The sequence below is a fragment of the Rickettsiella endosymbiont of Miltochrista miniata genome (assembly GCF_964031245.1).
Classification (GTDB): domain Bacteria; phylum Pseudomonadota; class Gammaproteobacteria; order Diplorickettsiales; family Diplorickettsiaceae; genus Aquirickettsiella.
The window spans coordinates 1582436-1608380 of the sequence record NZ_OZ035017.1 but is presented as its reverse complement, the minus strand read 5'-3'; the positions used below and the strand labels follow the sequence as shown (position 1 = coordinate 1608380).

At 37.6% G+C, this 25945-nt stretch carries 29 protein-coding genes; 18 read left to right on the top strand and 11 right to left on the bottom strand.

What is annotated here, in order from left to right:
- Nucleotides 1–135 precede the first annotated feature (135 nt).
- Together metK and ahcY are read left to right on the top strand one after the other, a co-directional pair.
- Nucleotides 136–1323, top strand: a complete 1188-nt coding sequence (gene metK, locus AAHH40_RS07435) for a methionine adenosyltransferase (RefSeq protein WP_342220036.1) — start codon at nt 136–138, stop codon at nt 1321–1323.
- A gap of 178 nt (nt 1324–1501) precedes the next feature.
- Complete coding sequence (gene ahcY, locus AAHH40_RS07430) at nt 1502–2818, top strand: adenosylhomocysteinase (protein WP_342220035.1); 1317 nt, start codon at nt 1502–1504, stop codon at nt 2816–2818.
- A 6-nt stretch (nt 2819–2824) separates the two neighbouring features.
- Here ahcY and rpiA read toward each other — a convergent pair whose 3' ends face one another.
- On the bottom strand, nt 2825–3493 hold the full coding sequence (gene rpiA, locus AAHH40_RS07425) for a ribose-5-phosphate isomerase RpiA (protein WP_342220034.1): 669 nt from the start codon (nt 3491–3493) through the stop codon (nt 2825–2827).
- An 89-nt stretch (nt 3494–3582) separates the two neighbouring features.
- On the bottom strand, nt 3583–3789 hold the full coding sequence (locus AAHH40_RS07420; protein WP_342220033.1) for a hypothetical protein: 207 nt from the start codon (nt 3787–3789) through the stop codon (nt 3583–3585).
- A 405-nt stretch (nt 3790–4194) separates the two neighbouring features.
- Here AAHH40_RS07420 and AAHH40_RS07415 point away from each other — a divergent pair, with 405 nt between their 5' ends.
- The 8 genes from AAHH40_RS07415 to murA all read left to right on the top strand — a co-directional run bounded on the left by AAHH40_RS07415 (nt 4195) and on the right by murA (nt 9497).
- Entirely contained in the window at nt 4195–4341 is a 147-nt protein-coding gene (locus AAHH40_RS07415; protein WP_342220032.1) for a hypothetical protein, read from the top strand.
- A gap of 73 nt (nt 4342–4414) precedes the next feature.
- Nucleotides 4415–5095, top strand: a complete 681-nt coding sequence (locus AAHH40_RS07410; protein ID WP_342220031.1) for a thiol:disulfide interchange protein DsbA/DsbL — start codon at nt 4415–4417, stop codon at nt 5093–5095.
- A gap of 1 nt (nt 5096) precedes the next feature.
- Nucleotides 5097–5888 (top strand): ATP-binding cassette domain-containing protein, encoded by a 792-nt coding sequence (locus AAHH40_RS07405; protein ID WP_342220030.1) that lies wholly within the window; start codon nt 5097–5099, stop codon nt 5886–5888.
- A gap of 4 nt (nt 5889–5892) precedes the next feature.
- Nucleotides 5893–6681, top strand: a complete 789-nt coding sequence (mlaE, locus tag AAHH40_RS07400; protein WP_425287961.1) for a lipid asymmetry maintenance ABC transporter permease subunit MlaE — start codon at nt 5893–5895, stop codon at nt 6679–6681.
- Nucleotides 6682–7152 carry an outer membrane lipid asymmetry maintenance protein MlaD gene (mlaD, locus tag AAHH40_RS07395; RefSeq protein WP_342220029.1) on the top strand — a complete coding sequence of 157 codons (471 nt, stop codon included), beginning with the start codon at nt 6682–6684 and terminating at the stop codon, nt 7150–7152. It begins immediately after the preceding gene.
- A complete protein-coding gene (locus AAHH40_RS07390; RefSeq protein ID WP_342220028.1) occupies nt 7149–7751 on the top strand; it encodes an ABC transporter substrate-binding protein in 603 nt (200 codons plus the stop codon). Before mlaD ends, AAHH40_RS07390 begins: the two co-directional genes overlap by 4 nt.
- 5 nt (nt 7752–7756) lie before the next feature.
- Nucleotides 7757–8065, top strand: coding sequence for an STAS domain-containing protein (locus tag AAHH40_RS07385; RefSeq protein WP_342220027.1), 309 nt, complete (start codon nt 7757–7759; stop codon nt 8063–8065).
- A gap of 157 nt (nt 8066–8222) precedes the next feature.
- Nucleotides 8223–9497, top strand: coding sequence for a UDP-N-acetylglucosamine 1-carboxyvinyltransferase (gene murA / locus AAHH40_RS07380; protein ID WP_342220818.1), 1275 nt, complete (start codon nt 8223–8225; stop codon nt 9495–9497).
- Between the two features lie 135 nt (nt 9498–9632).
- Here murA and AAHH40_RS07375 read toward each other — a convergent pair whose 3' ends face one another.
- Nucleotides 9633–10364: a CADD family putative folate metabolism protein gene (locus AAHH40_RS07375; protein ID WP_342220026.1), complete on the bottom strand. Its 732-nt coding sequence runs from the start codon at nt 10362–10364 to the stop codon at nt 9633–9635.
- A 432-nt stretch (nt 10365–10796) separates the two neighbouring features.
- On the opposite strand from AAHH40_RS07375, the gene AAHH40_RS07370 reads away from it, so the two are divergent.
- Complete coding sequence (locus AAHH40_RS07370; protein WP_342220025.1) at nt 10797–11264, top strand: hypothetical protein; 468 nt, start codon at nt 10797–10799, stop codon at nt 11262–11264.
- 105 nt (nt 11265–11369) lie between these two features.
- On the opposite strand, the gene AAHH40_RS07365 is transcribed toward AAHH40_RS07370, so the two are convergent.
- Both AAHH40_RS07365 and eda read right to left on the bottom strand, forming a co-directional pair.
- A complete protein-coding gene (locus tag AAHH40_RS07365) occupies nt 11370–13139 on the bottom strand; it encodes a ShlB/FhaC/HecB family hemolysin secretion/activation protein (protein ID WP_342220024.1) in 1770 nt (589 codons plus the stop codon).
- Between the two features lie 79 nt (nt 13140–13218).
- The gene (gene eda / locus AAHH40_RS07360; protein ID WP_342220023.1) at nt 13219–13854 is read right to left on the bottom strand and encodes a bifunctional 4-hydroxy-2-oxoglutarate aldolase/2-dehydro-3-deoxy-phosphogluconate aldolase; all 636 of its coding nucleotides are present in this window, start codon (nt 13852–13854) and stop codon (nt 13219–13221) included.
- 72 nt (nt 13855–13926) lie between these two features.
- Between eda and AAHH40_RS07355 the strand changes: the two genes are divergently transcribed.
- The 7 genes from AAHH40_RS07355 (at nt 13927) to manD (ending at nt 20403) form a co-directional block, all read left to right on the top strand.
- Entirely contained in the window at nt 13927–14862 is a 936-nt protein-coding gene (locus AAHH40_RS07355) for a sugar kinase (protein ID WP_342220022.1), read from the top strand.
- Nucleotides 14863–14869: 7 nt separating this feature from the next.
- The gene (locus AAHH40_RS07350) at nt 14870–15922 is read left to right on the top strand and encodes an aldose epimerase family protein (RefSeq protein WP_342220021.1); all 1053 of its coding nucleotides are present in this window, start codon (nt 14870–14872) and stop codon (nt 15920–15922) included.
- A 5-nt stretch (nt 15923–15927) separates the two neighbouring features.
- A complete protein-coding gene (locus AAHH40_RS07345) occupies nt 15928–16224 on the top strand; it encodes an SMP-30/gluconolactonase/LRE family protein (protein ID WP_342220020.1) in 297 nt (98 codons plus the stop codon).
- The gene (locus AAHH40_RS07340) at nt 16217–16792 is read left to right on the top strand and encodes an SMP-30/gluconolactonase/LRE family protein (protein WP_342220019.1); all 576 of its coding nucleotides are present in this window, start codon (nt 16217–16219) and stop codon (nt 16790–16792) included. Before AAHH40_RS07345 ends, AAHH40_RS07340 begins: the two co-directional genes overlap by 8 nt.
- A gap of 143 nt (nt 16793–16935) precedes the next feature.
- Nucleotides 16936–18363, top strand: a complete 1428-nt coding sequence (locus AAHH40_RS07335; RefSeq protein WP_342220018.1) for a sugar porter family MFS transporter — start codon at nt 16936–16938, stop codon at nt 18361–18363.
- 25 nt (nt 18364–18388) lie between these two features.
- Nucleotides 18389–19177 (top strand): SDR family oxidoreductase, encoded by a 789-nt coding sequence (locus AAHH40_RS07330; protein ID WP_342220017.1) that lies wholly within the window; start codon nt 18389–18391, stop codon nt 19175–19177.
- Nucleotides 19178–19197: 20 nt separating this feature from the next.
- Nucleotides 19198–20403 carry a D-mannonate dehydratase ManD gene (gene manD / locus AAHH40_RS07325; protein WP_342220016.1) on the top strand — a complete coding sequence of 402 codons (1206 nt, stop codon included), beginning with the start codon at nt 19198–19200 and terminating at the stop codon, nt 20401–20403.
- Nucleotides 20404–20555: 152 nt separating this feature from the next.
- Here the strand turns inward: manD and AAHH40_RS07675 are convergent, their stop codons facing one another.
- The 6 genes from AAHH40_RS07675 to AAHH40_RS07300 all read right to left on the bottom strand — a co-directional run bounded on the left by AAHH40_RS07675 (nt 20556) and on the right by AAHH40_RS07300 (nt 25696).
- Nucleotides 20556–20711: a hypothetical protein gene (locus AAHH40_RS07675; RefSeq protein WP_425287983.1), complete on the bottom strand. Its 156-nt coding sequence runs from the start codon at nt 20709–20711 to the stop codon at nt 20556–20558.
- Nucleotides 20712–20953: 242 nt separating this feature from the next.
- Nucleotides 20954–22900 (bottom strand): molecular chaperone HtpG, encoded by a 1947-nt coding sequence (htpG, locus tag AAHH40_RS07320; protein WP_342220015.1) that lies wholly within the window; start codon nt 22898–22900, stop codon nt 20954–20956.
- Between the two features lie 142 nt (nt 22901–23042).
- Nucleotides 23043–23582: a hypothetical protein gene (locus tag AAHH40_RS07315; RefSeq protein WP_342220014.1), complete on the bottom strand. Its 540-nt coding sequence runs from the start codon at nt 23580–23582 to the stop codon at nt 23043–23045.
- Between the two features lie 30 nt (nt 23583–23612).
- Nucleotides 23613–24338: a cupin domain-containing protein gene (locus tag AAHH40_RS07310; protein WP_342220013.1), complete on the bottom strand. Its 726-nt coding sequence runs from the start codon at nt 24336–24338 to the stop codon at nt 23613–23615.
- 28 nt (nt 24339–24366) lie between these two features.
- A complete protein-coding gene (locus tag AAHH40_RS07305; RefSeq protein WP_342220012.1) occupies nt 24367–25050 on the bottom strand; it encodes a queuosine precursor transporter in 684 nt (227 codons plus the stop codon).
- Nucleotides 25019–25696, bottom strand: coding sequence for a helix-turn-helix transcriptional regulator (locus AAHH40_RS07300; RefSeq protein ID WP_342220011.1), 678 nt, complete (start codon nt 25694–25696; stop codon nt 25019–25021). Before AAHH40_RS07300 ends, AAHH40_RS07305 begins: the two co-directional genes overlap by 32 nt.
- Nucleotides 25697–25945 lie beyond the last annotated feature (249 nt).

The window sequence follows — 25945 nt, the reverse complement described above, 5'->3', positions numbered from 1 at the left end:
TGTTGAGCGGTGCTAAATTCATGCCATCGATATCTTAATTGGCTATTTTAAAAAAGATTCGCTAGTATATACTTCTTTTTAGCTTTAAAGCTCAGTTTTTAATCATATTTCTCTTTTTAAATTTGAGAATAAAAAATGGATAATTACACGACATTTACTTCGGAATCAGTATCAGAAGGACACCCAGATAAGATTGCCGATCAAATTTCAGACGCAGTTTTAGATGCAATTTTACTTCAGGATAAAAATGCTCGAGTTGCCTGTGAAACGCTAGTTAAGACTGGCATGGTGTTGGTAGCAGGTGAGGTAACAACCACAGCTTGGGTTGATGTAGAGCAAATTGTCAGAGAAACCGTAAAAGAGATTGGCTACAATGGCTCTTCGATGGGATTCGACTGGGAATCCTGTGCTGTTATGACCGCTATCGGTAAACAATCACCTGATATTGCTCAGGGAGTAGATAAGCTCAATAAACTTGAACAAGGTGCAGGCGATCAGGGTTTAATGTTTGGCTATGCTAGTAATGAAACCGAAGTGCTGATGCCCGCAGCAATTACTTATGCACATCGTTTGATGGAGCGCCAGGCGAAGCTACGTAAAAATAACAGTCTGAATTGGTTACGCCCTGACGCCAAAAGTCAAGTAAGCTTACGTTATCAAAATGATAAACCTGTCGCTGTGGAAGCGGTAGTGCTTTCTACTCAACATGCCCCTGATATTGCTTATGACGATCTTAAAGAAGCCGTCATGGAAGAAATTATCAAGCCTACTTTTCCAGCAGCATGGTTAACAAAAACCACAAAATATTATGTAAATCCCACCGGTCGTTTTGTCATTGGCGGACCTTTAGGTGATACCGGATTAACAGGACGTAAAATTATCGTGGATACTTATGGCGGTATGGCACGTCATGGCGGAGGTTGTTTTTCCGGCAAGGATCCCAGCAAAGTTGATCGTTCAGCTGCGTATGCTGCGCGTTATGTTGCAAAAAATATTGTTGCTGCAGGTTTAGCTGAGCGCTGCGAAATACAAGTCTCTTATGCTATCGGTATTGCAGAGCCCACGTCTATAAATATCAATACATTTGGCACAGCTAAATTACCTGACCAGCGTATCATTGAGTTAATACAACAGCATTTTGATTTAAGACCGCGAGGTTTAATTGAAATGCTTGATTTATTAAGACCTATTTATAAACCCACTGCAGCCTATGGCCATTTTGGCCGTGAAAACGAAGATTTTCCCTGGGAGAAAACCGATAAAAAGGAATTATTACGTGCAGACTTATTGAACCATGAAATCAAACAAGTAACGGAATTCTAAATATACTCTTCGCACTTGAATTTTTGACTGTGTTGCCGCTCAATTCGCAATCCTTATGTATCTTCAATACATTCCGGTTGCTTCATTCTCGCGGCGCCTTGCCTAAAATCCAATTGCTGTGAGTGTAAGAACAGTATTAAAAAGTTGCTATTTATATAAGTTATTGAGAAAGGTATTTATGATCATAGAAAAGTTAAAGGCTAATGTTGCTGACTATAAAGTTGCTGATTTGAGTTTAGCAGAATGGGGACGACGAGAAATCACCATTGCTGAGACAGAAATGCCTGGTTTAATGGCTTTACGCAAAAAATACGGTCACGAAAAACCTTTAAAGGGTGCGCGCATTGCCGGTTGTTTACATATGACCATACAAACAGCCGTGTTAATTGAAACTCTGCTTGATTTGGGCGCAGAAGTGCGTTGGTCGTCTTGTAATATTTTTTCCACTCAAGACCACGCGGCAGCGGCTATGGCGGCTCGAAATATTCCAGTTTTTGCTTGGAAAGGAGAAACCGAAGAAGAATTTTGGTGGTGTATTGAGCAAACTTTAACAGGGCCCGATGGTTGGACACCAAATTTATTATTAGATGACGGTGGCGACCTTACTTTATTACTGCATGAAAAACATCCTAAACTTTTGCAAGCTATTAAAGGCGTATCCGAAGAAACTACGACCGGTGTGCATAGGCTTTATCAAATGCAGAAAGAAAAAACATTATTAGTTCCAGCGATAAATGTAAATGATTCGGTAACGAAATCTAAATTTGATAATCTCTATGGCTGCAGAGAATCTTTAATTGATGCATTGAAGCGCGCGACCGACGTTATGATCGCAGGGAAAATTGCTGTGGTGTGTGGTTATGGTGATGTAGGAAAAGGATGTGCTCAGAGTCTGCGCTCCTATGGCGCGACTGTTTGGATTACCGAAATCGATCCTATTTGTGCTTTACAAGCTGCCATGGAAGGTTATCGTGTCGTAACCATGGATGATGTAGCAAATCTAGGGGACATATTTGTAACTGCCACCGGAAACAAAGATGTTATTACCTTATCTCATATGCAACAGATGAAAGATCTGGCTATTGTTTGTAATATAGGTCATTTTGATTCTGAGATAGATGTGGCCGGATTACGTCAATTCAATTGGTTAAATATTAAGCCACAAGTTGATCAGATAAATTTTCCCAATAAAAAACGTTTACTACTATTAGCTGAGGGTCGTTTAGTTAATCTAGGTTGTGCGACAGGACATCCAAGTTTTGTGATGTCTAATTCATTTACCAATCAAGTTTTAGCGCAGATTGAATTATGGCGATATAATGATCGTTATGAAAAAGGTAAAGTTTATATGCTGCCTAAAGCGTTGGATGAGCAAGTGGCTCGTTTACATTTAGAGAAAGTGGGCGCTAAATTAACAGAACTGACTTCCGAACAAGCCGATTACATTGGCGTAAAACCTCAAGGCCCCTTTAAATCTGATTATTACCGTTATTGATGCGAATTATTTTTCAATGATTTTAATTCCATCTTTGCTACCCATAAGTAATACATTTGCAGGACGCTGAGCGAATAACCCATTACAAACGACCCCAGGAATATTATTAAGTAATCGCTCGAGCTTAATGGGGTCAGTAAAATCCCAATGCTGAGTATCTAATATAATATTACCGTTGTCGGTAATAAATTTTTCTCTATAGATAGGGAAGCCTCCCAATTTTACCAATTCTCTAGCAACATAACTGCGCCCCATTGGAATGACTTCCACTGGCAGGCTTTTTTGTCCTAATACACCCACATATTTGCTTTCATCAACGATACAAATAAAATTTTTGCTTGCAGCAGCAATAATTTTCTCACGTGTTAGCGCTCCCCCGCCCCCTTTTATAAGTTGCAGTTGGGGATTGACTTCATCGGCTCCGTCTATATAGAGTGCTAACTCTCCTGCGCTGTTAAGATCTAATACGGGGATATTAAATTGCTTTAAACGTTTTTCAGTTTCGACAGAAGCTGCCACTACCCCCTCAATTTTATGTTTAATATCAGCTAATGCGGTAATAAGATAATTGATAGTGCTACCGCTTCCTATACCCAGAACAGATCCAGCTTTTATATAATCTAATGCGGCCTGAGCTACTTTACTTTTTAGTAGTTCCTGATTTTGCGTTATCACTATGAGTTCCTCTGGTCTAAGTTCGTAGAGCTACTTTGACATAAGGTAAAACAGCATGCAATTTCTACTTCGAAAGCAACTGACATCCTTTAGACTTTATTATTTTCTGAACCTACTATATAGCCTATTAACGCCGCCTCTTCTTGTGAGAATCCATTTATAAGAGTAGGGACAGTAAAAATTTGATGGGCGGTGCGCATAAAATATAAGCCCTGCCCAAGAATATTGACCAAGATGGTATTATCTCGATATTGGGCAATTATTTGGTAACGTATTTGTTCGGATATATTCCACATAGCGTATCTCCATAAAAAAATAGTTACATAAGAACCATTTTTGTTGTTTAAAATCCTTATCGTATTCTATGAAGAAAATATTTGTCATCGGACTTTTTGATTCGACTGATTATCTAAAAAATGACAAAATACTATCTTTTTAAGACTATACTATGTGTCTACCTTCTAATTCAATGTGCAAAAAACTTTAAAATTGATTAGAAAAGCGAGTTTTTTACCTATCAGGTAAACTGAGTTAAATTTTAACCCCCAAAACTGGACATTCTTTTACTAAGTGCTGGTTTTTCCTGCTTAACGTTTTTTGATAAGCTGTGTTATGCTTGGCCAATTTCGTAAGACCTACTACAAAATCTACGCAGTTTGTTTAGTTACCGTCTAGATGGCCCTTAAGAAAAAGGAATTTGCATGCTATACCTTAAAGGCCGCTTAACTGGAAAAAGACAAAATGATAGTTTTGGAAGAGGTTACGTTGCTTTAGTATACTCACAGCAATCGGATTTTTGGCAAGGCGCCGCGAGAATGAAGCAACCGGAGTGTATTCAAGATACATGAGGATTGCGAGTTGAGCGGCAACGCAGACAAAAATTCAAGTGCGAAGAGTATATTTTATTAAAAGAGGGGCTGTATGTTTAGATTGGTATTACGTAGCCTATTGTTTTTAGCTTTATCTATTATTTTAACCTCTTGTGGAAAAATGAACAATAATTCTAAAACTTCCCAGCCGATGAGTTTTAAAGCCGGGAAAGATTATGAAGTTATTTCTACTTCGGAGATTATTCCTAAAGCAACCCCAAAAGCACAAGTGCGTGTGGTTGAGTTTTTTAGTTATGCTTGCCCTGCTTGCTATCATTTTGAGCCAACATTGGACAAATGGCTTGCAACACAGCCAAATTATGTAAAATTTGAGCGGGTACCGATAGTATTTCAGCCAAGTTGGCGCAGCTTGGCTCGAGCCTATTATATTGCGCAGATGTTGGGAGTCGAAAAGGAATTGACGCCTGCTATATTTAAAGCTATCCATGTTGAAGGACAAGACTTATCAAATCCTAAGCTTCAAGAAGAGTTCTTTATAAAGCACGGCGTTAAACAGCATGAGTTTGAAAGTATTGCTAGTTTTTCGCCAGGTATTGATGCGCAGCTATTGAGAAGTGATACGTTGATGCAAGAAGATAAAATTCTTGCCGCACCTACATTAGTTATTGATAATCGATATAAAGTTGATCCTAGCATGATAGGTGGAGATCCCGCGCGCTTTCTACAAGTTACTGATTATCTGATAGAAAAAGTGAGAAAAGGGGACGAATAACTTGAGTGATTTCGTCAGCATCCGAGGCTTATATTTTAATCGTAACGGACGTACGGTTTTTTCCGATATTGAGCTAAATATCCCGCGGGGTAAAATAACCGCCATCATGGGTCCTAGTGGGTGTGGGAAGACTACGTTATTGCGTTTAATAGGCGGTCAATTAAAACCGGAACGTGGCAATATCCATGTAGATGGTAAGTTAATAAATAAACTATCTCGGGCTCAACTTTATGAATTACGTCGTAAGATGGGTATTTTATTTCAGAGTGGAGCGTTATTTACTAATCTAAATGTTTTCGAAAATGTTGCTTTTCCCTTAAGAGAACACACCGAGCTACCTGCTTTTATGATTCGTGATATTGTATTGATGAAATTACAATCCGTCGGCTTACGGGGCGCTAAAAATCTTATGCCCAATCAACTTTCAGGTGGCATGGCACGGCGTGTTGCTTTAGCGCGTGCAATTGCTTTAGACCCGGAACTCATTATGTATGATGAACCTTTTACGGGTTTGGATCCCATCGCTCTTGGCGTGATCGTTAAACTTATTTCGGATCTAAATAAAGCCTTAGGTATCACTACAATTCTGGTTTCTCATGATGTAGAAGAAGCGTTGAGTATAGCGGACTATATTTATGTGATTGCTAGTGGGAAAATTATTGGTCATGGTACTCCCGAAAAAGTACATATTGATAAAGATCCAGAGGTTCAACAATTTTTACAAGGTTTACCTGATGGTGTGGTCCCGTTTCATTATCCGGCCATCGATTATAACCAAGATTTGATGCATTAATGCTATGTTGATATTAGAGAAATTACGATTATTGGGCCATTTTGGTTTACAGCTATTAATGAGCTTTGGCCGTTCGGGGATTTTTTTAGCGCATTTATTAATACGCAAACCACGCTTTAAAAAAAGTTTTCCTTTATTGATCGAACAACTATATTTTATTGGCGTACTATCTTTAGTTATTATTGTCTTGTCAGGGTTATTCATTGGTTTGGTAGTGGGATTACAAGGTTATAATACTTTAAATAAATTTGGTGCGAGTCAACAATTAGGTCAATTAGTTGCTTTAAGTGTAGTGCGAGAATTAGGACCAGTGGTTACGGCATTATTGTTTGCAGGACGAGCTGGTTCGGCATTGACCGCAGAGATTGGTTTAATGAAATCAACGGAACAACTTGCTAGCATGGAAATGATGGGAGTCGATCCATTATGGCGTGTAATTTCACCGCGTTTTTGGGGCGGTTTCATCAGTATGCCGATATTAATGATCATTTTTAGTGCGGTTGCAGTTTGGGGGGGATATTTAGTTGGTGTCGTTTGGTTAGGCGTTGATAGTGGAACGTTCTGGAGCGCAATGCAATCGGCTGTTAATTTTCATGATGATATTGTGAATGGAATTATAAAAAGTATTGTTTTTGGCGGTGTTGTTACATGGATAGCTGTGTATCAGGGATATGATACGGTTCCTACTGCTCAAGGAATTGGACGAGCGACAACGCGTACCGTTGTGTATTCTTCCCTGGCTGTACTAGGCCTGGATTTTGTATTAACCGCAATGATGATGGGAGGTTGGTAAGTGCGTGAGAGAATAATAGAAATTTGGGTTGGCTTTTTTATGTTATTTGGGATACTTGCCTTATTAGTGTTGGCTTTTAAGGTAAGCGGATTAAGTAGCTCCATAGGCGAAAATGGATATAACATAACGGCTGCTTTTGATAATGTGGGTGGATTAAAAGTGCGCTCACCAGTGTCTTTAGCAGGTGTTCATATTGGGGAAGTAATCGCAATAAAGCTTGATAACGTTCAATTTAAAGCTATCGTGACGATGAAAATTGATCCCAAATACAAACAATTGCCAGTAGATACTTCAGCAAGTATTCTAACTCAAGGCTTATTAGGGGCAAATTATATTAGTTTAACACCGGGTTTTGCTCAGACGTTTTTAAATAATAATGCTATCGTACAAGATACGCATCCGGCATTAATTTTAGAAGATCTTATCGGCCAATTAATATTTAGCTTAAAGAATTCAGGGGGAAAGAAGTGAAAAAAGTTATAGTCGCATTGTTTGGGTTATTAATATGTACAATGGCATGGGCGATTTCTTCGCCTGTAGATATACTACAAAATACTTCCAATCAATTAATTTCAGCGCTGCAACGAAATCAAGCCACACTTAAAACAAAACCTCAGATTGTTTATGGAATAGTCAATCAAATTTTGTTGCCACATGTCGATGTTGTGAGTATGTCGAGTAAAGCTTTAGGCCGTGAGGCTTGGTTAAGGGCCACACCGACGCAAAGACAAGCTTTTTCTCAGCAATTTGTTACCTTGCTTATCCGCACTTATTCGAGTGCATTGGCACAATATACCAATGAAAGAGTAAATTTTTTACCGCTGCGAGGCGATTATAATAGTCAATCGCGCGTACAGGTTAATAGTGTCATTGTGCGAGAATCCGGTCCCTCCATTAACCTTAGTTATCGCATGATGCGAGTAGGCGGGCAATGGATGCTTTATGATTTTAGCGTGGATGGTGTGAGTATCATAGAAAGCTTTCGTTCGCAATTTGTTGAAGAGTTGCAACACAACGGTATCGATGGCCTTATTAGTAAACTGGCTGAACATAATAACCAAAGTTATTAACCCAGATGAATAAGCCATCCTTGCAGTTTAAGAAAGACCATTATGTGTTATCGGGCTCTTTAAATACCTATACCGTCCCGGGGCTATGGGAGCTCAGTCAGGATATCTTAAAAAAGGATAAAGCTTTGATACTCACTTTTAATTTAGAGTATGTCACTCAAAGTGATAGTAGCGGTGTGGCATTATTGATTGCTTGGATGCGACTGTTAAAACAACGTGATCAAAAAATTCGTTTTGTAGCTTTACCTATACAAATGCTGGCCATTATTCGAGTATCAGATTTAGAAAAAATATTGCCTATAAATCGCTCCTAATGATGGGCAGCCTAAAGCAAAGAAAGCTTAGATTTTAGCACCCAAGATAAGTTTCTTACTTATCTTGGAAATTTCTACTGCAAATGCAAAAAATTATATATTTAAAGAATTGCTGGTAGCAATAACTGTAATTGGCATAAAAATAGAGAGATAAATGGTGGATAAACTAATTATTAGAGGCGGCATCCCGTTACAGGGCGAAGTTCGAATTTCTGGTGCAAAGAATGCAACCTTGCCTATTTTAGCGGCCTGCCTTTTATCTGAGGAGCCTATTACCTTATTTAATGTTCCTCACTTACAAGACGTTACCACCATGGTTGAGCTTTTAAGTGGCATGGGTGCACAATTTACCATAGGCGAGCGCATGAGTTTAGAAGTGCGTTCACGTGAGCTGATTGATTCTTATGCGCCTTATTCATTAGTACGAAAAATGCGGGCTTCTATTTTAGTTCTTGGCGCATTACTTGCTCGTTGTGGTGAAGCGATAGTCTCGCTTCCTGGTGGGTGCGCGATTGGTACACGTCCAGTCAATTTACACATCCAAGGACTTGAGGCCATGGGCGCAAAAATTGAAATAGAAAATGGCTATATCAAAGCTAAAACTAAAGGTCGTTTGCAGGGTGCATTTATTGAATTAGATACTATCACTGTCACCGGGACTGAAAATTTAATGATGGCCGCGACATTAGCTAAGGGCAAAACCATTATAAAAAATGCCGCGCGTGAGCCTGAAGTGGTTGATTTAGCTAATTTTTTAAACAGCATTGGCGCGAACATTAGTGACGCGGGAACAGATACCATTACCATCGAAGGCGTTGACCAATTAACAGGCGGATATTATCGAATTTTACCGGATCGAATTGAAGCGGCGACTTATTTAATTGCAGTCGCATGTACGCGAGGTTTTATTCGCCTAAAAGATATTCAGGCAAACACTTTGGATGCGGTTATTTATACATTGCGTCAAGCAGGTGCAGAAATTGCTATCGGTGATCACTGGATCGAACTAGATATGCGGAATAAACGCGCAAAAGCAGTTACTGTCAGCACGGCGCCCTATCCTGCTTTTCCCACCGATGCACAAGCACAAATTATGGCGCTTAATATTACCGCTGAAGGAACCGGAATTATTACCGAAACGGTGTTTGAAAACCGTTTTATGCATGTCCAAGAAATGCGTCGGATGGGTGCCGACATTACCTTGAAAGGTAATGTTGCTATCTGCAAAGGCGTTGATAAGTTAACAGGCGCAGAAGTGATGGCCACCGATTTACGCGCTTCGGCGAGCTTGGTATTAGCAGGGTTAACTGCTGAAGGTGAAACGACCGTGAATAGAATTTATCACATCGATCGCGGTTATGAATGCATAGAAGAAAAACTATCGCAATTGGGAGGAAAAATTCGCCGTGTGTCGGTATCAGATGCGGCTTAGATAATTAAAAAAAAGCCGTCATGGCGAGGCCGAAACGTCAGTGAGGCCGTGGCCATCCATGGATTGCCACGCACCTACGGTGCTCGCAATGACGAAAAATGCTTTACTACTAATTAAATTTTATACCATTGATTATTAAACTAAAATAGCTTCGCAAACATTAGTCATCGTTCGTGCTTGTATCCCGCTTAGCATGTCCCAAATGGATTTGGCTATTTTTTTAGCGGCTTTTTCTGCAGCTATTTTTTCTTCCATGGGTAAATTTTTTATTAGTGTTTTAGTGGCCTCGGCATGTTCTACATCTGCTTCTAGATGGACTAAGAAAAATTTTAAAGTAGTTTCATCGACAATATCATAAAATTGTTTTAATCCGGTGATTTTACTGGCGGCGGTTTGCGGAATCTGACGTTCGTAAGCATATAAGGCACCCAAACCTTCTGCATAAGATGAACGTGATAAAGCCAAAAATTCATCAATAAATTGTTTAGTTTCTGGAAAAAGCTCACAGCTCATGACAGTTGCATCTGATAAACCGAGACCTTTAGTGAATTGTAACCATAAAACCGGATGACTATCCAGACCGTTCATTCCTTCTTCGTCATTTAAGTTGTCTAATAATACTTTCCGTGCCTCAGAGTCCTGACAATTACTATGTGTAGCACTGACATAGCGTGGGAAAGCATCCACATGGTGATAATACTGGCAAGCATAATCTCGAAGATTATCGATTGACAACTTCCCAGCAGACCAGGCTTGATAAAGCGGATGTTTCAATAAATGGTTTTCATTAAGCTGTCTATCAAGTTGCTGCATATAATTACTCTGCAAAATATCATTGAGCGTATTATCCACGGTTTGCATAGTCATAGTGCCTTTCTCCTTATTTGGTTTAGAGTGAAACATTATACCGAATTTAGTCTCAGATCTAAAACCAAGAATATGCCTTCAATATTACCAACTTTTAAACACTTATTGTTTTAAAGCTTAATTTAATAGAATGTATTCTTCAAAAACGCAAATTTTATTTAAAAGTGTCTTCAATTGCACGATGCTGGCCAAAAATCACTGTTTATTTGCGTTTCGTTACTCACATACTACGTGTATGCTCCGTTACGATACTCAATAAACAGTGATTTTTGTCTCAGCCTAGCACAATTGAAAACACTTTCTAAACCTAATAATTCTTATTTATTTTTGAATATAAAATTTACAACATTACCTTAATTTGACACTATTCTGTTTAACTTCTACGATAAAGTGCATTATTTTAATCTTTAATAGCTATTAAAGGGAGATATTATGAAGAAATCAGAAACAACTGTTTACTTAATTGCCGGGGTGTTGGCTACCTCTATTTTATTAACGGGTTGTGGCGGTGGTAGTGGCGGCGGCATGAGTGGTCTCGGCGCTACCGGAGCTGCAGGAGCTGGAGGGGCTGGGGGTGGCGCAGGAACGCCCGGAGGTTTAAATCTACTCGACCTTTTGGGTAGTGGTGGAGGGCTTACTTTCGGTGCAAATGCGTTTGGGGCAGAAGGCATAGTTGGTCGAGCCTTGAATTCTCAAGAATTAGCCGCGTTAGATGCTGCCGGAATATTGGGAACCCAAGGTGTTCAAGTCTTGGAAAGAGGTGGTCAGATCATAGGACTTGAGTCTCCAACAGGATCGGTATTTGGTGTGCCTGGTGTTGGTGGAGTATTACCTTCAATAGGAGGTATACAACTACCCGCTTTACCTGCCGGTATCCCTCTGAATATCCTTGGGCTTTAATAAAAATAGAATATATTATTTACTTACGTCACGAGTTTTATGCGATAAATAATAATTTTAAATTTTTCGACATTAAACTCGTGTTTTTTTATTTATAACATTAAGCTAAAAAGGCGTGTAGCTAAAAGTGAAAAAGAAACGCAAGCTTTTACCATTATGGCCACTTTCTACTTGCGCCTGAACCGGATTGGTCATCGGCCTTGCGACACTCAACTGTAGACGAAAATCTTTATTTAAAAGTAATCTGAGGCCAGCCGATAAAGAAGCATCGCTATAAGCGCTGTTTAAAAAGAAAGTCGGCGCGACATTTTTATTCCAGACTTTACCAATGTCATAACGCGTAAAGTATTGTATCGCACTAATCGATTTGGGAAAGCTATTATAGCGTAATTCTATGCCGCCCATGAGTCCTTGGTCGCCAATAATTTCACCGGGATCATAGGCCGTCCCATAGGGCTGACCACCACCATAAGGTATCTTTTCCACTGAGGCTAAAGGATTAAAAGCATACTGCCCCATAGAATCTAACAGCACCGAAAAGGATTTGGTTATGTTTTGCACATGCGTGACATAATAATAAAATTTGGTATAGCCAACATAAGGATTAGGAATGCCAGGGGGTGGGGGCGGTGCGGTATTAGCGCCGAATACATGTATCCCTTGGCTTAGTTCAGCTTCTATTTTGTCAAAATATTTGGTTCTGGTACGCTCATAGATTGCTTTAGCGCGCAATGAAGGAAGTCGTACGATAGCATCAGGACTGTTAACCACACCAGTATAAGAAGAGGTTTTGCTTCGATAATATCCGAATGCTAAACGACCATCTAATTTATCATTGGTCTGTAAAATAAATGGATGGTAAAAATAAGCGCCTAAATCTCCCGCTTTACCTGAAACACTAGAAGGTGGAAGATTGATACTAGGTTTGATTTGCGTGTAATCCGCGTAAATATCCAGGTGGTTTCCATTAACTCCAATCGGGAAGTTATGTAGTAAGTAATAATATTGTAAAACCTTGGGATCAAACGGGGCAGTCGCTGCAGTGACTATGGTCGAATCTCCCCCTTGCAATAGCGAGTACATATTCGCCGTCAGAAACAAATTTTGACCACCCAAATAGCGGTTTTGATTGTTATTGAGTAGAGCATTGGGGACAAAACGACGTTGCTTAACAACAAAAGTAAGTGTTTGTGCGCCCGAATTAACCAAGCCCGGATTCCTTTTTAAACTAGCTGTAACACCAGGTAATCGATTTAATAATAAAATATAATGTTGTAAGACTTTTAATCGTAATGGACGCGATCTTTTTAATTGTTGAGCATAAGCATCGATGTAGTTTTCTAAACCGTGTGTTTTGCCGAGAACGTTAACCTTAACGACATAAGCTTCTAATATTTCAATGCGGACATAGCCCGAAGATAGATTTTGTACCGGCAAATAGGCCTTAGTAAGAACATAACCATCCTTTAAATATTTAAAAGCGATTTGTTCATTTGCTTTTTCTAATTCTTTATAAGTAATCCGTTTATTCAAGTAAGGCTGAAAAAAAGCTAATAAACTTTCTTGAGAATAAACAGTTGATCCAGTAATGCATACAGAACGCAACACAAAAGGTCTACGCATGCTTGGTGGTACTGAAATGACTGGACGAATGGGTGCTGCTGCTAAGGGGGATATTATTGGTCCACGGGCACTGATTGCTTGCTGAATATTGACCGTATTTCTTAATTGTCGTTCTACTTGTCCTGGGGATAAGGAACTAATTACATCTGTTAGTGCGCAAGTTGGAAAAATAAACAGTAGAAAATAAGCACAATAGCTAAGAAGTTTTGCATACTGTGTTTTTACTGGTTTGAATCGTTTGAGGTCCGTCATCGATTTGCTTATCCATAAGAAAAATCTAAGAAAAGTTTAGTAGACCTTACTGATTAATCAAGCTATGAAATTTTATTTTTTAATCGGAAATTGTTTTTAAAATTTTCTGAGCTTGATTGACAAGGGATGTTATTTCAGCAAACGAACCTTTGGCAATTAATTTACGCGGTGCAATCCAGCTTCCACCTACACACGACACATAAGGCAAGCTAAAATAGCTAAGCAAATTATCCGCATTAATGCCGCCCGTCGGACAAAAATGTAACGGCAAAACCTCTGACAATGCTCGTAGTGTTTTAATGCCACCCATACTCTCGGCTGGGTAAAATTTAAGAGTTTTTAATTTGAGTTGATGAGCGAGCAATGCTTCGCTAGGCGTAGCAATACCTGGTAAATAAGGAATATTGTGTTTTTCAGCTTCAAGCACTAAAGTCTTATTTAAGCCGGGACTAACAGCAAATTTAGCTCCTGCGGATTTTATCTGAGAAAATTGTTTAGTATCAACAACGGTACCCGCGCCGACTAGTGCTTCTGGAAATACGGTATTTATTTTCTCGATGGCGGCTAAAGCACAAGCAGTGCGTAAGGTAATTTCTAAAACCTTAAAGCCAGATTTTAGCAGTATTTCAGCTAAAGGAATTGCATGTTCTAGTTTATCGATTACAATAATCGGTATAACGCGAGCTTGGCCTAAGATATCAATTAACGTAAGCATCGATGTCCTATAAAGTTATAATACATGATACGCTCGTCTTTTTTGCTAGGCAAATGTTAGCGAAACTTGCTTATGTCTAAAATTAAGCAAATTGGTGTGATTGGTGAAGCGATGTTGGAATTATCACATCAAACTCCTACGTCACTCTCCCTTTCCTTTGCAGGCGATACCTTAAATTTCGCGATTTATTTGCGTCGATTGTTGCAAAATCAAGCTTTTGATATTCATTATGTCACCGCCCTAGGCCAAGATGCTTATAGCGATCAGATGTTATTGAATTGGCAAACTGAAGGTATTAAAACTGATTTAGTTCATCGCTTAGAGAATAAATTGCCCGGTCTTTATTTAATTCGGACTGATGATAAAGGAGAAAGAACCTTCTATTTCTATCGATCCGATTCTGCCGCGCGAGAATTATTTAAAGGAGATAATCGAATTGATTTATCTCAGCAATTAACAGAGATGGATTATCTCTATTTCTCAGGCATTAGTTTAGCGATACTCGATGTAGCGAGTCGAGAATATTTTGCAGATATTTTGAAAAAAGCTAAGCAAGCAGGCGCACAAATTATTTTTGACACTAACTATCGAGCTTCATTATGGCCTAATGCTGATTCTGCAAGAGAGGTTATACAAGCATTTTTAAAATATGTGGATATTGCTTTACCTACTTTTATAGACGATCAATTAGTCTTTGGCGATGCTACGCCAGAAGCTACTGCACAACGATTATTAGAAAATGGAGTCACCGAAATAGTGGTTAAATGTGGTGCCGAGCCAGCTTTAGTCGCCACGCTTAATCATCAACAGCGAGTTCCTAGCTGTTTGGTTGATAAAGTTATTGATACCACTGCGGCTGGAGATTCATTTAATAGTGCCTATTTAGCAGCGCGCTTATTAGGTTTTGATCCTGTAAAGGCATGCCTGTGTGGTCATGAGCTGGCTGCAAAGGTTATTACACAATCAGGTGCTATTATTCCCCGAACAATAATGCCAAATTTATTTTGAGGGCAATATGTCGAAAATTATTTGTCAGTCATCTGAGTTTGGTGAATTAGCTGATGGCCAACTCATCACGAAATATACATTAAGCAATCCAAATGGGATGTCTATTGGCATCATTAATTATGGTGCCACATTAACCTCAGTACAAGTTCCCGATTTAGACGGTACATTGCGAGAACTTACGCTAGGATTTGATCATCTTGATGAATATTTAGCACATGATTTTTATTTTGGCGCCACGATAGGACGTGTCGCCAATCGTATTGCTAACGCACATTTTAATTATCAAAAAAAAGATTATTTTTTAAGTAAAAATAAAAATTTTGCTCATCATTTACACGGCGGAGAAAAAGGCTTGGATAAAGCGGTTTGGCAAGCTGAAGTTTCAATTCAGCAAGATCAGGCAAGCGTAAGTTTTTTTTATACTAGCCCTGATGGTGATCAAGGTTATCCTGGAAATCTCGCAATAAAAACCGTTTATACTTTAACTTTAGCCAATGAATTAAAGATTAGCTTTCAGGCTAAAACTGATAAAGCTACACCGGTGGATTTAACTAACCATGCCTACTGGAATTTAGCAGGAGTAGGAAATGGGACCGTCTTGGATCATATATTGCAAATTTTTTCCGATCGCTATGTTGTCACTGATAAAGACCTACTGCCTACCGGTAAAATAGCGGAAATTAAAGGGACCCCATTCGATTTCCGGGAAGCTCATCCTATTGGCGAGCGAATAAACGAAATCGATACAGGTGGTTATGATCTTTGTTATATATTACCCCCGATAATAAATCATCAGCCGCAACTCGCTGCAAAAATTAAAGAACCTATCAGTGGACGCGCATTAGAAGTGTGTACTACACAACCAGGTTTACAATTTTACATAGGCAATAGTTTGAGGGATTATCCGATTAGTTCCGGTTTACACACAAAACGGCATGGTGCTTTTTGTATGGAAACACAAAATCTTCCAGGTGCGGTTAAATTTCCACAGTTTCCATCGCCTTTTTTATTACCGGGTGATAAATATCAACACGAAACTATCTATCGATTAACTTGGTAAAAATTATGCAGCCTGAAGTAATATGCAAACAGATTATGGTATTAGGCGAAGGGCCACTTTGGCATCCTATGGAAAAATGTTTGTACTGGGTGGATATCGTAGCGGCAACCTTGTATCGTTTAAATAATGATGGAAAAATCGATAAATTTACCATGCCGAATGAGATTTGCTCAATCGCTAGCAGCGCTAAAGGAGGTTTAATAGCCGCACTAAGTGATCGCTTTGTTACTATCGATACAATAACCGGTACAACACAAAACATTGCTTTCCCGCTACAAGGAGAAAAAAAATGTCATGTTTAATGATGGTAAATGTGATAGGCAGGGCCGATTTTGGGCAGGAACAAAAGATAGAGCAGAACAAAATCCTATTGGCGCTTTATATTGTTTGAATAAGGAAAATGTGTCAAAGATGCTCAATGGTTTTACCGTGAGCAATGGTATTGCTTGGAGTTTAGACAATAGTTTAATGTATATCTGCGATTCTCCTGCTCGGCAAATTTATCAATATGAATTTGACTCCCAACACGGAACTTTGGGTCAAATGCGCGTCTTTGCACAAATTTCTAAAGAAGAAGGTTTTCCTGACGGGCTTACCGTCGATAGCCAAGGTTATATTTGGAGCTGTCATTGGGATGGTTGGCAAATTACGCGCTATACTCCTAGCGGCGAGATCGATAGCGTCATTCCTATGCCCATACCCAGACCAACAAGCTGTTGTTTTGGTGGTCCCGATTTAACAACTTTATATATTACATCTGCTTCGATAGGTTTAAGCGCAGCTCAGCTAGTTGACGCTCCTCAATCAGGAATGCTTTTTGCCATGGAAACAAATATTAAAGGATTGTCTGAGCCCGCTTATTTAGCCTAATTAGATAAATACACTGAAAAAAACTGCCATAAAAGCACTGACAATTTCTCTGGTTAATGGTTGGTTTTTTAGCTTTGACTTGCTTTTAGTGGTGATAGAGGTAAAGTAATGATTAATAAATGCCATAAAAGAGATTATTTTTTATGATAAAAGTATCAAACCCAAATTGGTTGGTTTATACCATTTCGGGATTTGCAGCTTTAGCAGGATTGTTGTTTGGTTATGATACAGGGATTATTTCTGGCGCTATTTTATACATTGAAAAAGACTTTGCTTTAACTAATTTTCAAATTGAAATGGTTGTCAGTGCCGTTTTATTGGGCGCATTGATAGGCTCAGGTTTAAGTGGCAGAGTCAGTGATATATTTGGGCGACGTAAGGTACTGGTTTTTACTGCACTTACCTTTATTGTCGGTTCTTTAGCTACCGCATTTTCACCTAATTTATTCTTCTTAATTGTAGGTCGAATAATACTGGGTGTGGCGATAGGTATTGGTTCTTTTACTGCACCACTCTATCTTGCAGAGATTGCCCCAAAGCGTATTCGGGGTATGCTGGTTTCCCTGAATCAACTAGCGATTACGATAGGTATCGTTATTTCTTATTTAATTAATTATTACTTCTCTGTCACTGGACAATGGCCTTGGATGCTAGGTTTGGGCGTTGTTCCAGCGATTATTTTATTGATAGGGACCATTTATTTGCCAGAAAGTCCTCGATGGATGATTTTAAAAGGCTGGGATCAAAAGGCCCGCGCAGTTTTACAGCGTATACGTCATGGTGAAAACATCAATAATGAATTTGACGAAATTCGTCAAACAGTAGCAATTGAAAAAGGAACGCATCGTCTATTGTTAGCGAAATGGTTGCGTCCTATTCTCTTTATTAGTTTAGGTTTAAGTTTTTTCCAGCAAGTAACCGGAATCAATGCCATTATTTATTATGCACCGACCATTTTACAATTGGCTGGCTTTAAATATGCTAGTAACGCTATTTTAGCAACCCTAGGTATCGGAATTATAAATGTATTATTTACTATTATTGCTTTACCGCTTATTGATCGTTGGGGTCGCCGGCCTTTATTACTTTTTGGTCTTTTTGGTATGTTCATTAGCCTAGTAATTTTGGGGACCGCTTTTTATTTTCCCGCATTTTCCGCATTACGTTGGGTAGCAGTAGCAAGTATGGTTATTTACATTGCTAGTTTTGCAATGAGCTTAGGTCCTATAATGTGGTTAATTATTTCGGAAATTTTTCCATTAAATATTCGAGGTGTAGGTGCCAGCTTAGCAATTTCTGCGAGTTGGGGTTTTAATATGATGGTGTCATTGACATTTTTGACCTTAATCCAGTTTATAGGTACAAGTCACACATTTTGGCTCTATGCTGCTTTATGTGTGTTAGGTTGGATTTTTGTTTACTTTATCGTTCCAGAAACAAAAAATTGCTCCTTGGAACACATTGAAAGTAATTTGCGCTTGGGTCGACCAAGTCGTGAACTGGGCGCGACTCTCCGTATTTCTAGTGTATTTGCATGGCTAAAAAGACCTTTTGTTTTTTTTCTTAATTAAAATAAAGTACAGGCAGAGAATTTAAATGATGTTAAAAGATAAAGTGATTTTGATTACGGGATCAACTAATGGTATTGGCGCTGCAACCGCTCGGCGGTGTGTTGCGCAAGGTGCTAAAGTGATGATCCATGGTCGTAAGGAAGATTGCGCCAAAAAAATAGTCCAGGAATTAGGTGAAGCAAGCAGTTATTTACTGGCTGATTTGATGGATGAAAAATCCTATAGTTATTTAATAACCGAAACAGTAAAAAAATTTGGCCGCTTAGACGGCTTAGTCAATAATGCCGGTATTTATCCACGAAACAATATTGATTCGGCCAGTTTGGAAGCCTGTGAAAAGATTATGCGAGTTAATTTCTATGCTCCTTTATTGTTATGTAAAGCATCAGTAGAAATCTTTCGAAAGCAGAAAGCGGGTGGTTCTATTGTTAATATCGGTTCTATGAATGCTTACACAGGCCAACCCGATCTCTTGATTTATTCTGCTTCAAAAGGCGCATTGATGACGATGACACGCAATTTGGCAGATAGCTTAGGTTCAGAACTTATTCGAGTTAACCAATTAAATGTTGGATGGACACCTACTGAGAATGAGATTTGTTTAAAATTATCCGAAGGTCTTCCAGAAAATTGGCAAGAAAGAATTCCCAAAAAGTATGCTCCCAGCGGTCGTTTACTATCGCCAGAGAATGTGGCGGCACATGTGGTATTTTGGCTTGCTGATCAATCCGCCCCCGTCAGTGGTGCTGTGTATGAAGTCGAACAATATCCAATTATTGGACGTAATCGTTTGAATGAATTAGTCATTCAATAATTTTAAAATTTGAACTACTTATGAAAATCCAAGATGCGAAAGTGTTTGTGACTTGCCCTGATCGTAATTTTGTCACGCTAAAAATAATTACCGATGAGGGTTTGTATGGTTTAGGTGACGCCACCTTAAATGGACGAGAATTGGCGGTTAAAGCATATTTAGAAGATCTTATTCCCTGTTTGATTGGCCGAGATCCGGCACAAATCGAAGATATTTGGCAGTTTTTTTATCGCGGTGCCTATTGGCGTCGTGGACCGGTGACCATGGCAGCGATTGCTGCGATTGATATGGCTTTATGGGATATCAAAGGAAAAGTTTTAAATACACCCGTTTATAATTTGTTGGGTGGTAAAAGTCGCAAAGGCGTTATGGTGTATGGACATGCCAATGGCAAAGATATTCCTGATACCATCGATCAAGTTGGAAAATATATCGATATGGGTTATTTAGCGATACGTGCCCAGACTGGTGTGCCAGGCTTACCCAATAGTTACGGCGTTTCTAGCGATAAAATGTATTACGAACCCGCTACTAAAGGTTTACCGCAAGAGTGTGTTTGGTCTACCGAAAAATATCTTAATTACGTTCCTAAATTATTTAAAGAATTACGTAAAACTTATGGTGACGATCATCATTTTCTGCATGATGCTCACCACCGTTTAACACCCATCGAAGCAGCTCGTTTAGGCAAAGAATTAGAACCCTATCATTTGTTTTGGTTAGAAGATACCGTGCCTGCAGAGCTACAAGAAGGTTTTCGAATTATACGTCAACATACAACGACTCCTCTCGCCGTAGGAGAAGTGTTTAACACAATATGGGATACACACATTTTATTTACTGAACAGTTGATTGATTATATCCGCATGTCCGTTGTGCATGGCGGAGGAATATCACACATGAAAAAAATCGCAGCGATGGCAGAAGTTTATCATGTGAAAACAGGATGCCATGGCCCAACCGACGTATCTCCTATCACTATGGCCGCTGCTTTGCATTTTGATATTTCTATCAATAATTTTGGGATACAGGAATATATGCATCATACCCAGAAGACTAACGAAGTATTTCCACATCACTATACTTTTGATAAGGGTTATTTATACCCTAGTGAACAGCCAGGTTTAGGTGTAGATTTTAATGAGAAGCTGGCGGAAAAGTACCCTTATGAACGCGCTTATCTTCCCATTAATAGGAAAATAGATGGCACCCTATTTAATTGGTAAGCAATACTCTTCGCATTTGAATTTTTGACTGTGTTGCCGTTCAATTCGCAATCCTCATGTATATTACATACACTCCGGTTGCTCATTTTCTCGGCGCCTTGTCAAAAATCCGATTGCTTTGAGTATACTCTTCGCACTTGAATTTTTGTCAGTTACTTAAAACTTTTGTAAAGCCTTATTATGCTGATAAAAGTCCATAGCGTAGCAAAAATGAAAAGATCGATTTGCATAGGCTGAAAGCTAATATAAACAAGTAATCCAGCTCCCAGCATATTGCTAAAATTGTAAAGAAAACCCTTTATTTTCATCCAGTTAGTTTGTTGAAAAAGGAAGGCGACTAGAATAAGTGATAAACCAGTGATGAAGAAAAGATGCTTAGATAAAACAATAGAAGTCATAAAGAGCCTAAATGTTGTTATTTTTATATGCGAGAAAACGCGCATATTCTATGATAGTTTAGGATAAAGTGTCTATGGGTTATTGAATGTCCAGTTTAGATAAGCATAAGTCTCTCATATAAGAGAGACTTATCTTATTTTCAAAGTTAATTTTACTGTTTACTTGCCAAGAGATTAGTTAATGTTTTTACAAATCCAGCAGGATCATCTAGTTGTTCACCCTCAGCAAGTATGGATTGCCCTAGGAGTAAATGTGACCATTCCGCTAGACGAATATCATCTTGTTCAGCTTTCAAATCTTGTATAAATTTATGCTTGGTGTTTAGTTCAAGTATCGGCTTACTTTCCGGTATTTTTTGTCCAGTAGCTTCCAGCATACGTTTTATTTGACTATTTAAAGCATTTTGTTCTTTTACTATACAGGCAGGAGAACTGGTTAAACGTTGCGAAATGCGAACTTCTTTAACTTTGTCCTTAAGTATTTCATGGATCTGCTTTAATAAAGGACCAAATTCATCTTCGTTTTGTTTTAATAACTCTTCACTTTTTTCTTCTGCTATGCCGGAAATATCCGAGTCCTTGGCAACTGACTGTAAGGTTTTTCCGTCGAATTCAGTTAAATGAGCGACCAACCATTCGTCGATACGATCATGCAGGAGTAATACCTCTATTTCTTTTTCGCGAAAAATTTCTAAATTAGGACTGTTACTTGCCGCTGCAAAATTTTCTGCGGTGATATAGTATATTTTGTCTTGTTGAGGCTTCATGCGTGCCACATAATCTTCTAAGCTTACTGTTTGCTCGCTATTATTTAATTGAGTGGAACTAAATCTTATAAGTTTAGCGAGCGCATCGCGATTTGAAAAATCTTCTGCTAAACCTTCTTTTAAAATATTGCCAAATTCTTTCCAAAATTGTGAATATTTTTCAGTTTGTTCTTTAGAAAGATAATTTAATGTTTCAAGCGTACGTTTGGTTATAGCCGAGCGTATTGTATCAATTTGCTTATTATTTTGTAAAACCTCTCGAGAAATATTTAATGGAAGATCATTACTATCCACAATTCCTTTTACAAAACGTAAATAACGCGGCAAAAACTGCTCGGCATCATCCATAATGAAAACACGTTTAACATAAAGCTTTAAACCGCGAGGTTTTTCGTGGTTCCAGAAATCAAATGGGCCTGCCTGTAAAGGTATATAGAGTAAAGTCGTATATTCCTGACTTCCTTCAATTCTATTATGAATCCACGTAAAAGGATCATTTTGGTCATGTGTAAGATGTTTGTAAAACTTTTTATATTCCTCATCATTAATTTGGTCTTTAGATAACGTCCATAACGCCGTGGCATTATTTACAGTTTCCCAAGTAGCTTCAGTTTCCTTTTCAACAACTTGCTTCTCTGTTGTAGTCGTTGCATCGGATGTGGTCTCGTTTGCTATAACGCTCTTTTTCATACTAATAGGCAAAGTAATATGATCAGAATATTTAGTAATGATCCCTCGTAAGCGCCAATCGTCTAAAAATTCTTCTTCGTCTTTCTTTAAATGCAAGATGATTTCAGTGCCTCGTTCTGGCTTAGTGATGCTTTCGATGGTATATCCATCTTTGGATTCACGGTTATATTCCCAACAGACAGCGTTTTCTTGAGATTCACTGGCAGCACGAGTCTTAACCGTTACTTTGTTGGCGACCATGAAGGCAGCATAAAATCCAACACCAAATTGACCAATAAGCTGAGTGTCTTTGCTAGCATCTCCGGTCAAAGAATCTAAAAATTCTTTGGTGCCTGATTTTGCAATAGTACCAAGATTTGCTATAACTTCATCCAAGGTCATACCTATTCCATTGTCAATTAATGTAATGGTATGCTTGTCTTTATCAATGACTAAAGCAATTTTTGGCTCAGTGTCATCCTCATAAATTTGAGGGTTTGATAGGGCTTTAAATCTCAACTTTTCTATGGCATCGTGGGCATTGGAAATAAGTTCACGTAAAAAAATTTCTTTGTTTTTATAAATTTTATCAATCATTAGGTCTAATAACTGCGCACTTTCCGTTTTAAAGCCTAATGTCTGTTTTTCTGCCACGGTCGTCATAAATCCAATACCTCTTATGATAGTAAATAAGCTAATAGAGACAATATGAGGGCAAAATTTTTAATTTCAAGTTGAAATTACACCCTAAAACAAGCATTTTTTGGTTTAGCTTGTTTTAGAATAAATATATTTTGTAATTTTTTTAAAGACTAGCTAAATAAAGTATTTCTCTAAGTATGGTTTCTGAACCTACTGTATAGCCCAAATCATAAATCTCTTGAGGCGTAAGTTTTTCTAAAATTAGGGGGTTATTTGCAATTTCTAGGGCGGTTAATTTTTTTTGCCTAATCTTGTTAGCACGAGTAATCTCTAAGGTAAAAATGGTTTGTTGAAGAATATGATTGTAGTTTTTAGCCGTCAGTTTGTAATAAGCTTGGCATGGAAAAAGAATAATATTCTCTCGTTTATGTAAGAATTTTTTGTTCGAAGCGTTTAAAATTTTTAACAAGTCTATCGGTGACAAAGATTTTAATAATTTCTTGTCATTAGAAATATCACTAGCATACAATTTAGATATAAGATTTTTACCAATCAACTGCAAAGTAAATAGTGTTTCTCCATTTTCTGTACACACTTCCTCATCAATGATACGTAATGAAAAAGGACAGGCATTAGCTTTCTGTAGGGACTTATATTTTTCTTTAATGGTTGAAATATAATTTTCTACATATTTAAAATCCAAGCTAATACCCTCCAATCATTAATCAAACTATCAATTATTTCGCGGCGGATTAATTAAAGGTGTTTGTTCATGTTCTTCAATTTTTTTTATACCAATACAGCTGAAGCAGCAAGTAAAAAAATGAATTATCGAACGCCTAATATTATTATTCTTGGAATTTTCAGGTGTAAGCTCTTTAATAACTTGTTTATAGTTAGGATAAGTTTCAAAAAGATATTCTAAATCTTCTGGAGATGGGTTTTTATAAAGTTCTGGAACAAAACCAGGAATACACTTACAGGTTATCCAAGAAAGATTTTCACTATCATTGGAAAAAAGTTTTGCGCCAAATATAGTATTTGCTGGTATAGTGTACTTAGGCATGTCAGCATTTAAACGGATTTCAGAAACATTATTTTTATTAAAAATAAAAATCAAAACATCTTCGCCCCCAAGCCAATGCCATGTTTCAAAAGTGTTTAAAGCATGTAAACAAGATACCTGTTTACTTTTTAGCATATAAAATATTTCAGTTTGACTTTCTTGATCCTCATTATCAATTGTATTTACAAATTCTCGATAATAACCATCTTCATCAGTAACTCCTTTAATAGTTTCTAAGCCCAATTTTTCAATCAAGATATTAGCGGATATATATTCGGGAAGTAGATCGCTATGTTTTATAACACGTTCCAACCTTTCTTTTTCTTTCTCGACTAAGTTTTCATTTAAAAGCATTTGATTCAATTTTTCTAAAAAATTTATTTTTGATAACATTTTTATTTCCTATTTTATATTAAAAAAACTATCTAAATGGATTAAAATCAGTTTCAGTATCATAGACATCGAGTTGTTCTTCCATTTTTAGGAAGCCTGTAATTAACGAGGCAGGCCATACTCCCAGCAAAGAATATAATATTTCGATGGAATAAACTGATAAAATCATATAACCCAATTGGGAAAAATGTACATGACCACTAAATCCAAATAATATAGTGATTAAAACTAAAATAAAACCACCAATAGCGGACGACCCTAAACTGCGCAACCAAAAGTGTCTACCTTTCATTAATATTTTCCATTTCGAGATTATATAAATATTAATGAAACTACTACTAATTACAGCCAAAATTCCGGCGAGTACAAATCTTAAAATAGGGTCTACCACTTGATTGTAAGAAGGTTGATCATGCCAAAAATTTGGAGAAGGTAAATGAATAATCAATTTGATAGCAATTGAAAAAAATAATTCGCAAGCAAGTGTAATCCATATGATTTTTTTGGCAGCATTATATCCATATACTTCTGCGACTATATCCCCAATAATATACGTTAAAGGGAAAATGAGTGGCGCGCCAGGCACTAACGCGGGACCAAGAAATACTAATTTATATGCTACGACGTCCGCTGCTAAACTAATCGTAATGTTTATCATCCCTAAAATAAGGATATATTGATTAATATTTTGTGGCGCCGTTGCTTTTTTCATCCTCGAAATTAACATAAAATTTACTTTTTTTGTAATTCATTCTTATTTGTATAACTACACCTAAAATTTTGTACAAATCAGAAAATTTAATAATTTCCGAGTTATTATTTAAATTTTTAAGGTAGGCTTTATTTTCATAAATAATTTTTTGCATGAGTTTCGGTTTAGACATTCCTTTTTTATGAACAATGATAAAATCCCGATTGCGTCCTTTTAAGCTAGGATCAATGACTAACAAAGATCCCGCTAAAAAATTATTGGTATTTTTGTCTTTAATCACTAAGCCATAACTATTTTCATTCAAACTTATATCTCTTATTAATAATGAAGAGAAAGCAAGATAGTATCTATTTTTTGGAGTATCAAGAATATCTTTCCAATGTATCAAAGGAAGTGTCAATCCACTGAGTTTTTTATTGTTTTTTTTGGGTAAAGCTTCTCTTCCGATTAACTGATCGAGTGATACGGAAAAATAGTTTGCAATAGGAGCCAATGATGCTAGCGTGGGATTATTTTCTTTGTTTAGTCTTAATCGCTTGAGCGTTGAAAGAGGAATACCAGTATGTTTGTGGAGTTGATTAATATTTACTCCCCACTTTTTTATTAGATATTCTAAAGTATTGTTTAATGTGTGCTTAAAGGACAATTGAAATAAACCTCTGCAAGGTCACTTTTTGCAATTTACTTTGCTAGAACCATTATTTCTTGTTATTAAAAACAATGTAGAGCGAATAAATTAAACAAGATCCTTGCTAAATTATTTTTTAAAACCTGAAAATTATGCCAGCAATATAATTTTAAATCAAATTTATTTATTGATTAAAATATTTTTTATATTGTTGCAAGGTAGTCCATAAATGGACTATCATAAATTATGAAAATTTACGATTAGCAT

Coding starts and splice junctions, on each gene's coding strand:
- AAHH40_RS07345 (WP_342220020.1), top strand. CDS start 15,928: ATGCAGCCTGAAGTAATATGCAAACAGATTATGGTATTAGGCGAAGGG.
- mlaE (WP_425287961.1), top strand. CDS start 5,893: ATGTTGATATTAGAGAAATTACGATTATTGGGCCATTTTGGTTTACAG.
- AAHH40_RS07370 (WP_342220025.1), top strand. CDS start 10,797: ATGAAGAAATCAGAAACAACTGTTTACTTAATTGCCGGGGTGTTGGCT.
- AAHH40_RS07375 (WP_342220026.1), bottom strand. CDS start 10,364: ATGACTATGCAAACCGTGGATAATACGCTCAATGATATTTTGCAGAGT.
- AAHH40_RS07420 (WP_342220033.1), bottom strand. CDS start 3,789: ATGTGGAATATATCCGAACAAATACGTTACCAAATAATTGCCCAATAT.
- AAHH40_RS07340 (WP_342220019.1), top strand. CDS start 16,217: ATGTTTAATGATGGTAAATGTGATAGGCAGGGCCGATTTTGGGCAGGA.
- AAHH40_RS07675 (WP_425287983.1), bottom strand. CDS start 20,711: ATGAAAATAAAGGGTTTTCTTTACAATTTTAGCAATATGCTGGGAGCT.
- AAHH40_RS07365 (WP_342220024.1), bottom strand. CDS start 13,139: ATGACGGACCTCAAACGATTCAAACCAGTAAAAACACAGTATGCAAAA.
- manD (WP_342220016.1), top strand. CDS start 19,198: ATGAAAATCCAAGATGCGAAAGTGTTTGTGACTTGCCCTGATCGTAAT.
- htpG (WP_342220015.1), bottom strand. CDS start 22,900: ATGACGACCGTGGCAGAAAAACAGACATTAGGCTTTAAAACGGAAAGT.
- AAHH40_RS07350 (WP_342220021.1), top strand. CDS start 14,870: ATGTCGAAAATTATTTGTCAGTCATCTGAGTTTGGTGAATTAGCTGAT.
- AAHH40_RS07305 (WP_342220012.1), bottom strand. CDS start 25,050: ATGAAAAAAGCAACGGCGCCACAAAATATTAATCAATATATCCTTATT.
- AAHH40_RS07310 (WP_342220013.1), bottom strand. CDS start 24,338: ATGTTATCAAAAATAAATTTTTTAGAAAAATTGAATCAAATGCTTTTA.
- AAHH40_RS07415 (WP_342220032.1), top strand. CDS start 4,195: ATGCTATACCTTAAAGGCCGCTTAACTGGAAAAAGACAAAATGATAGT.
- AAHH40_RS07335 (WP_342220018.1), top strand. CDS start 16,936: ATGATAAAAGTATCAAACCCAAATTGGTTGGTTTATACCATTTCGGGA.
- AAHH40_RS07355 (WP_342220022.1), top strand. CDS start 13,927: ATGTCTAAAATTAAGCAAATTGGTGTGATTGGTGAAGCGATGTTGGAA.
- AAHH40_RS07410 (WP_342220031.1), top strand. CDS start 4,415: ATGTTTAGATTGGTATTACGTAGCCTATTGTTTTTAGCTTTATCTATT.
- metK (WP_342220036.1), top strand. CDS start 136: ATGGATAATTACACGACATTTACTTCGGAATCAGTATCAGAAGGACAC.
- ahcY (WP_342220035.1), top strand. CDS start 1,502: ATGATCATAGAAAAGTTAAAGGCTAATGTTGCTGACTATAAAGTTGCT.
- AAHH40_RS07385 (WP_342220027.1), top strand. CDS start 7,757: ATGAATAAGCCATCCTTGCAGTTTAAGAAAGACCATTATGTGTTATCG.
- eda (WP_342220023.1), bottom strand. CDS start 13,854: ATGCTTACGTTAATTGATATCTTAGGCCAAGCTCGCGTTATACCGATT.
- AAHH40_RS07330 (WP_342220017.1), top strand. CDS start 18,389: ATGATGTTAAAAGATAAAGTGATTTTGATTACGGGATCAACTAATGGT.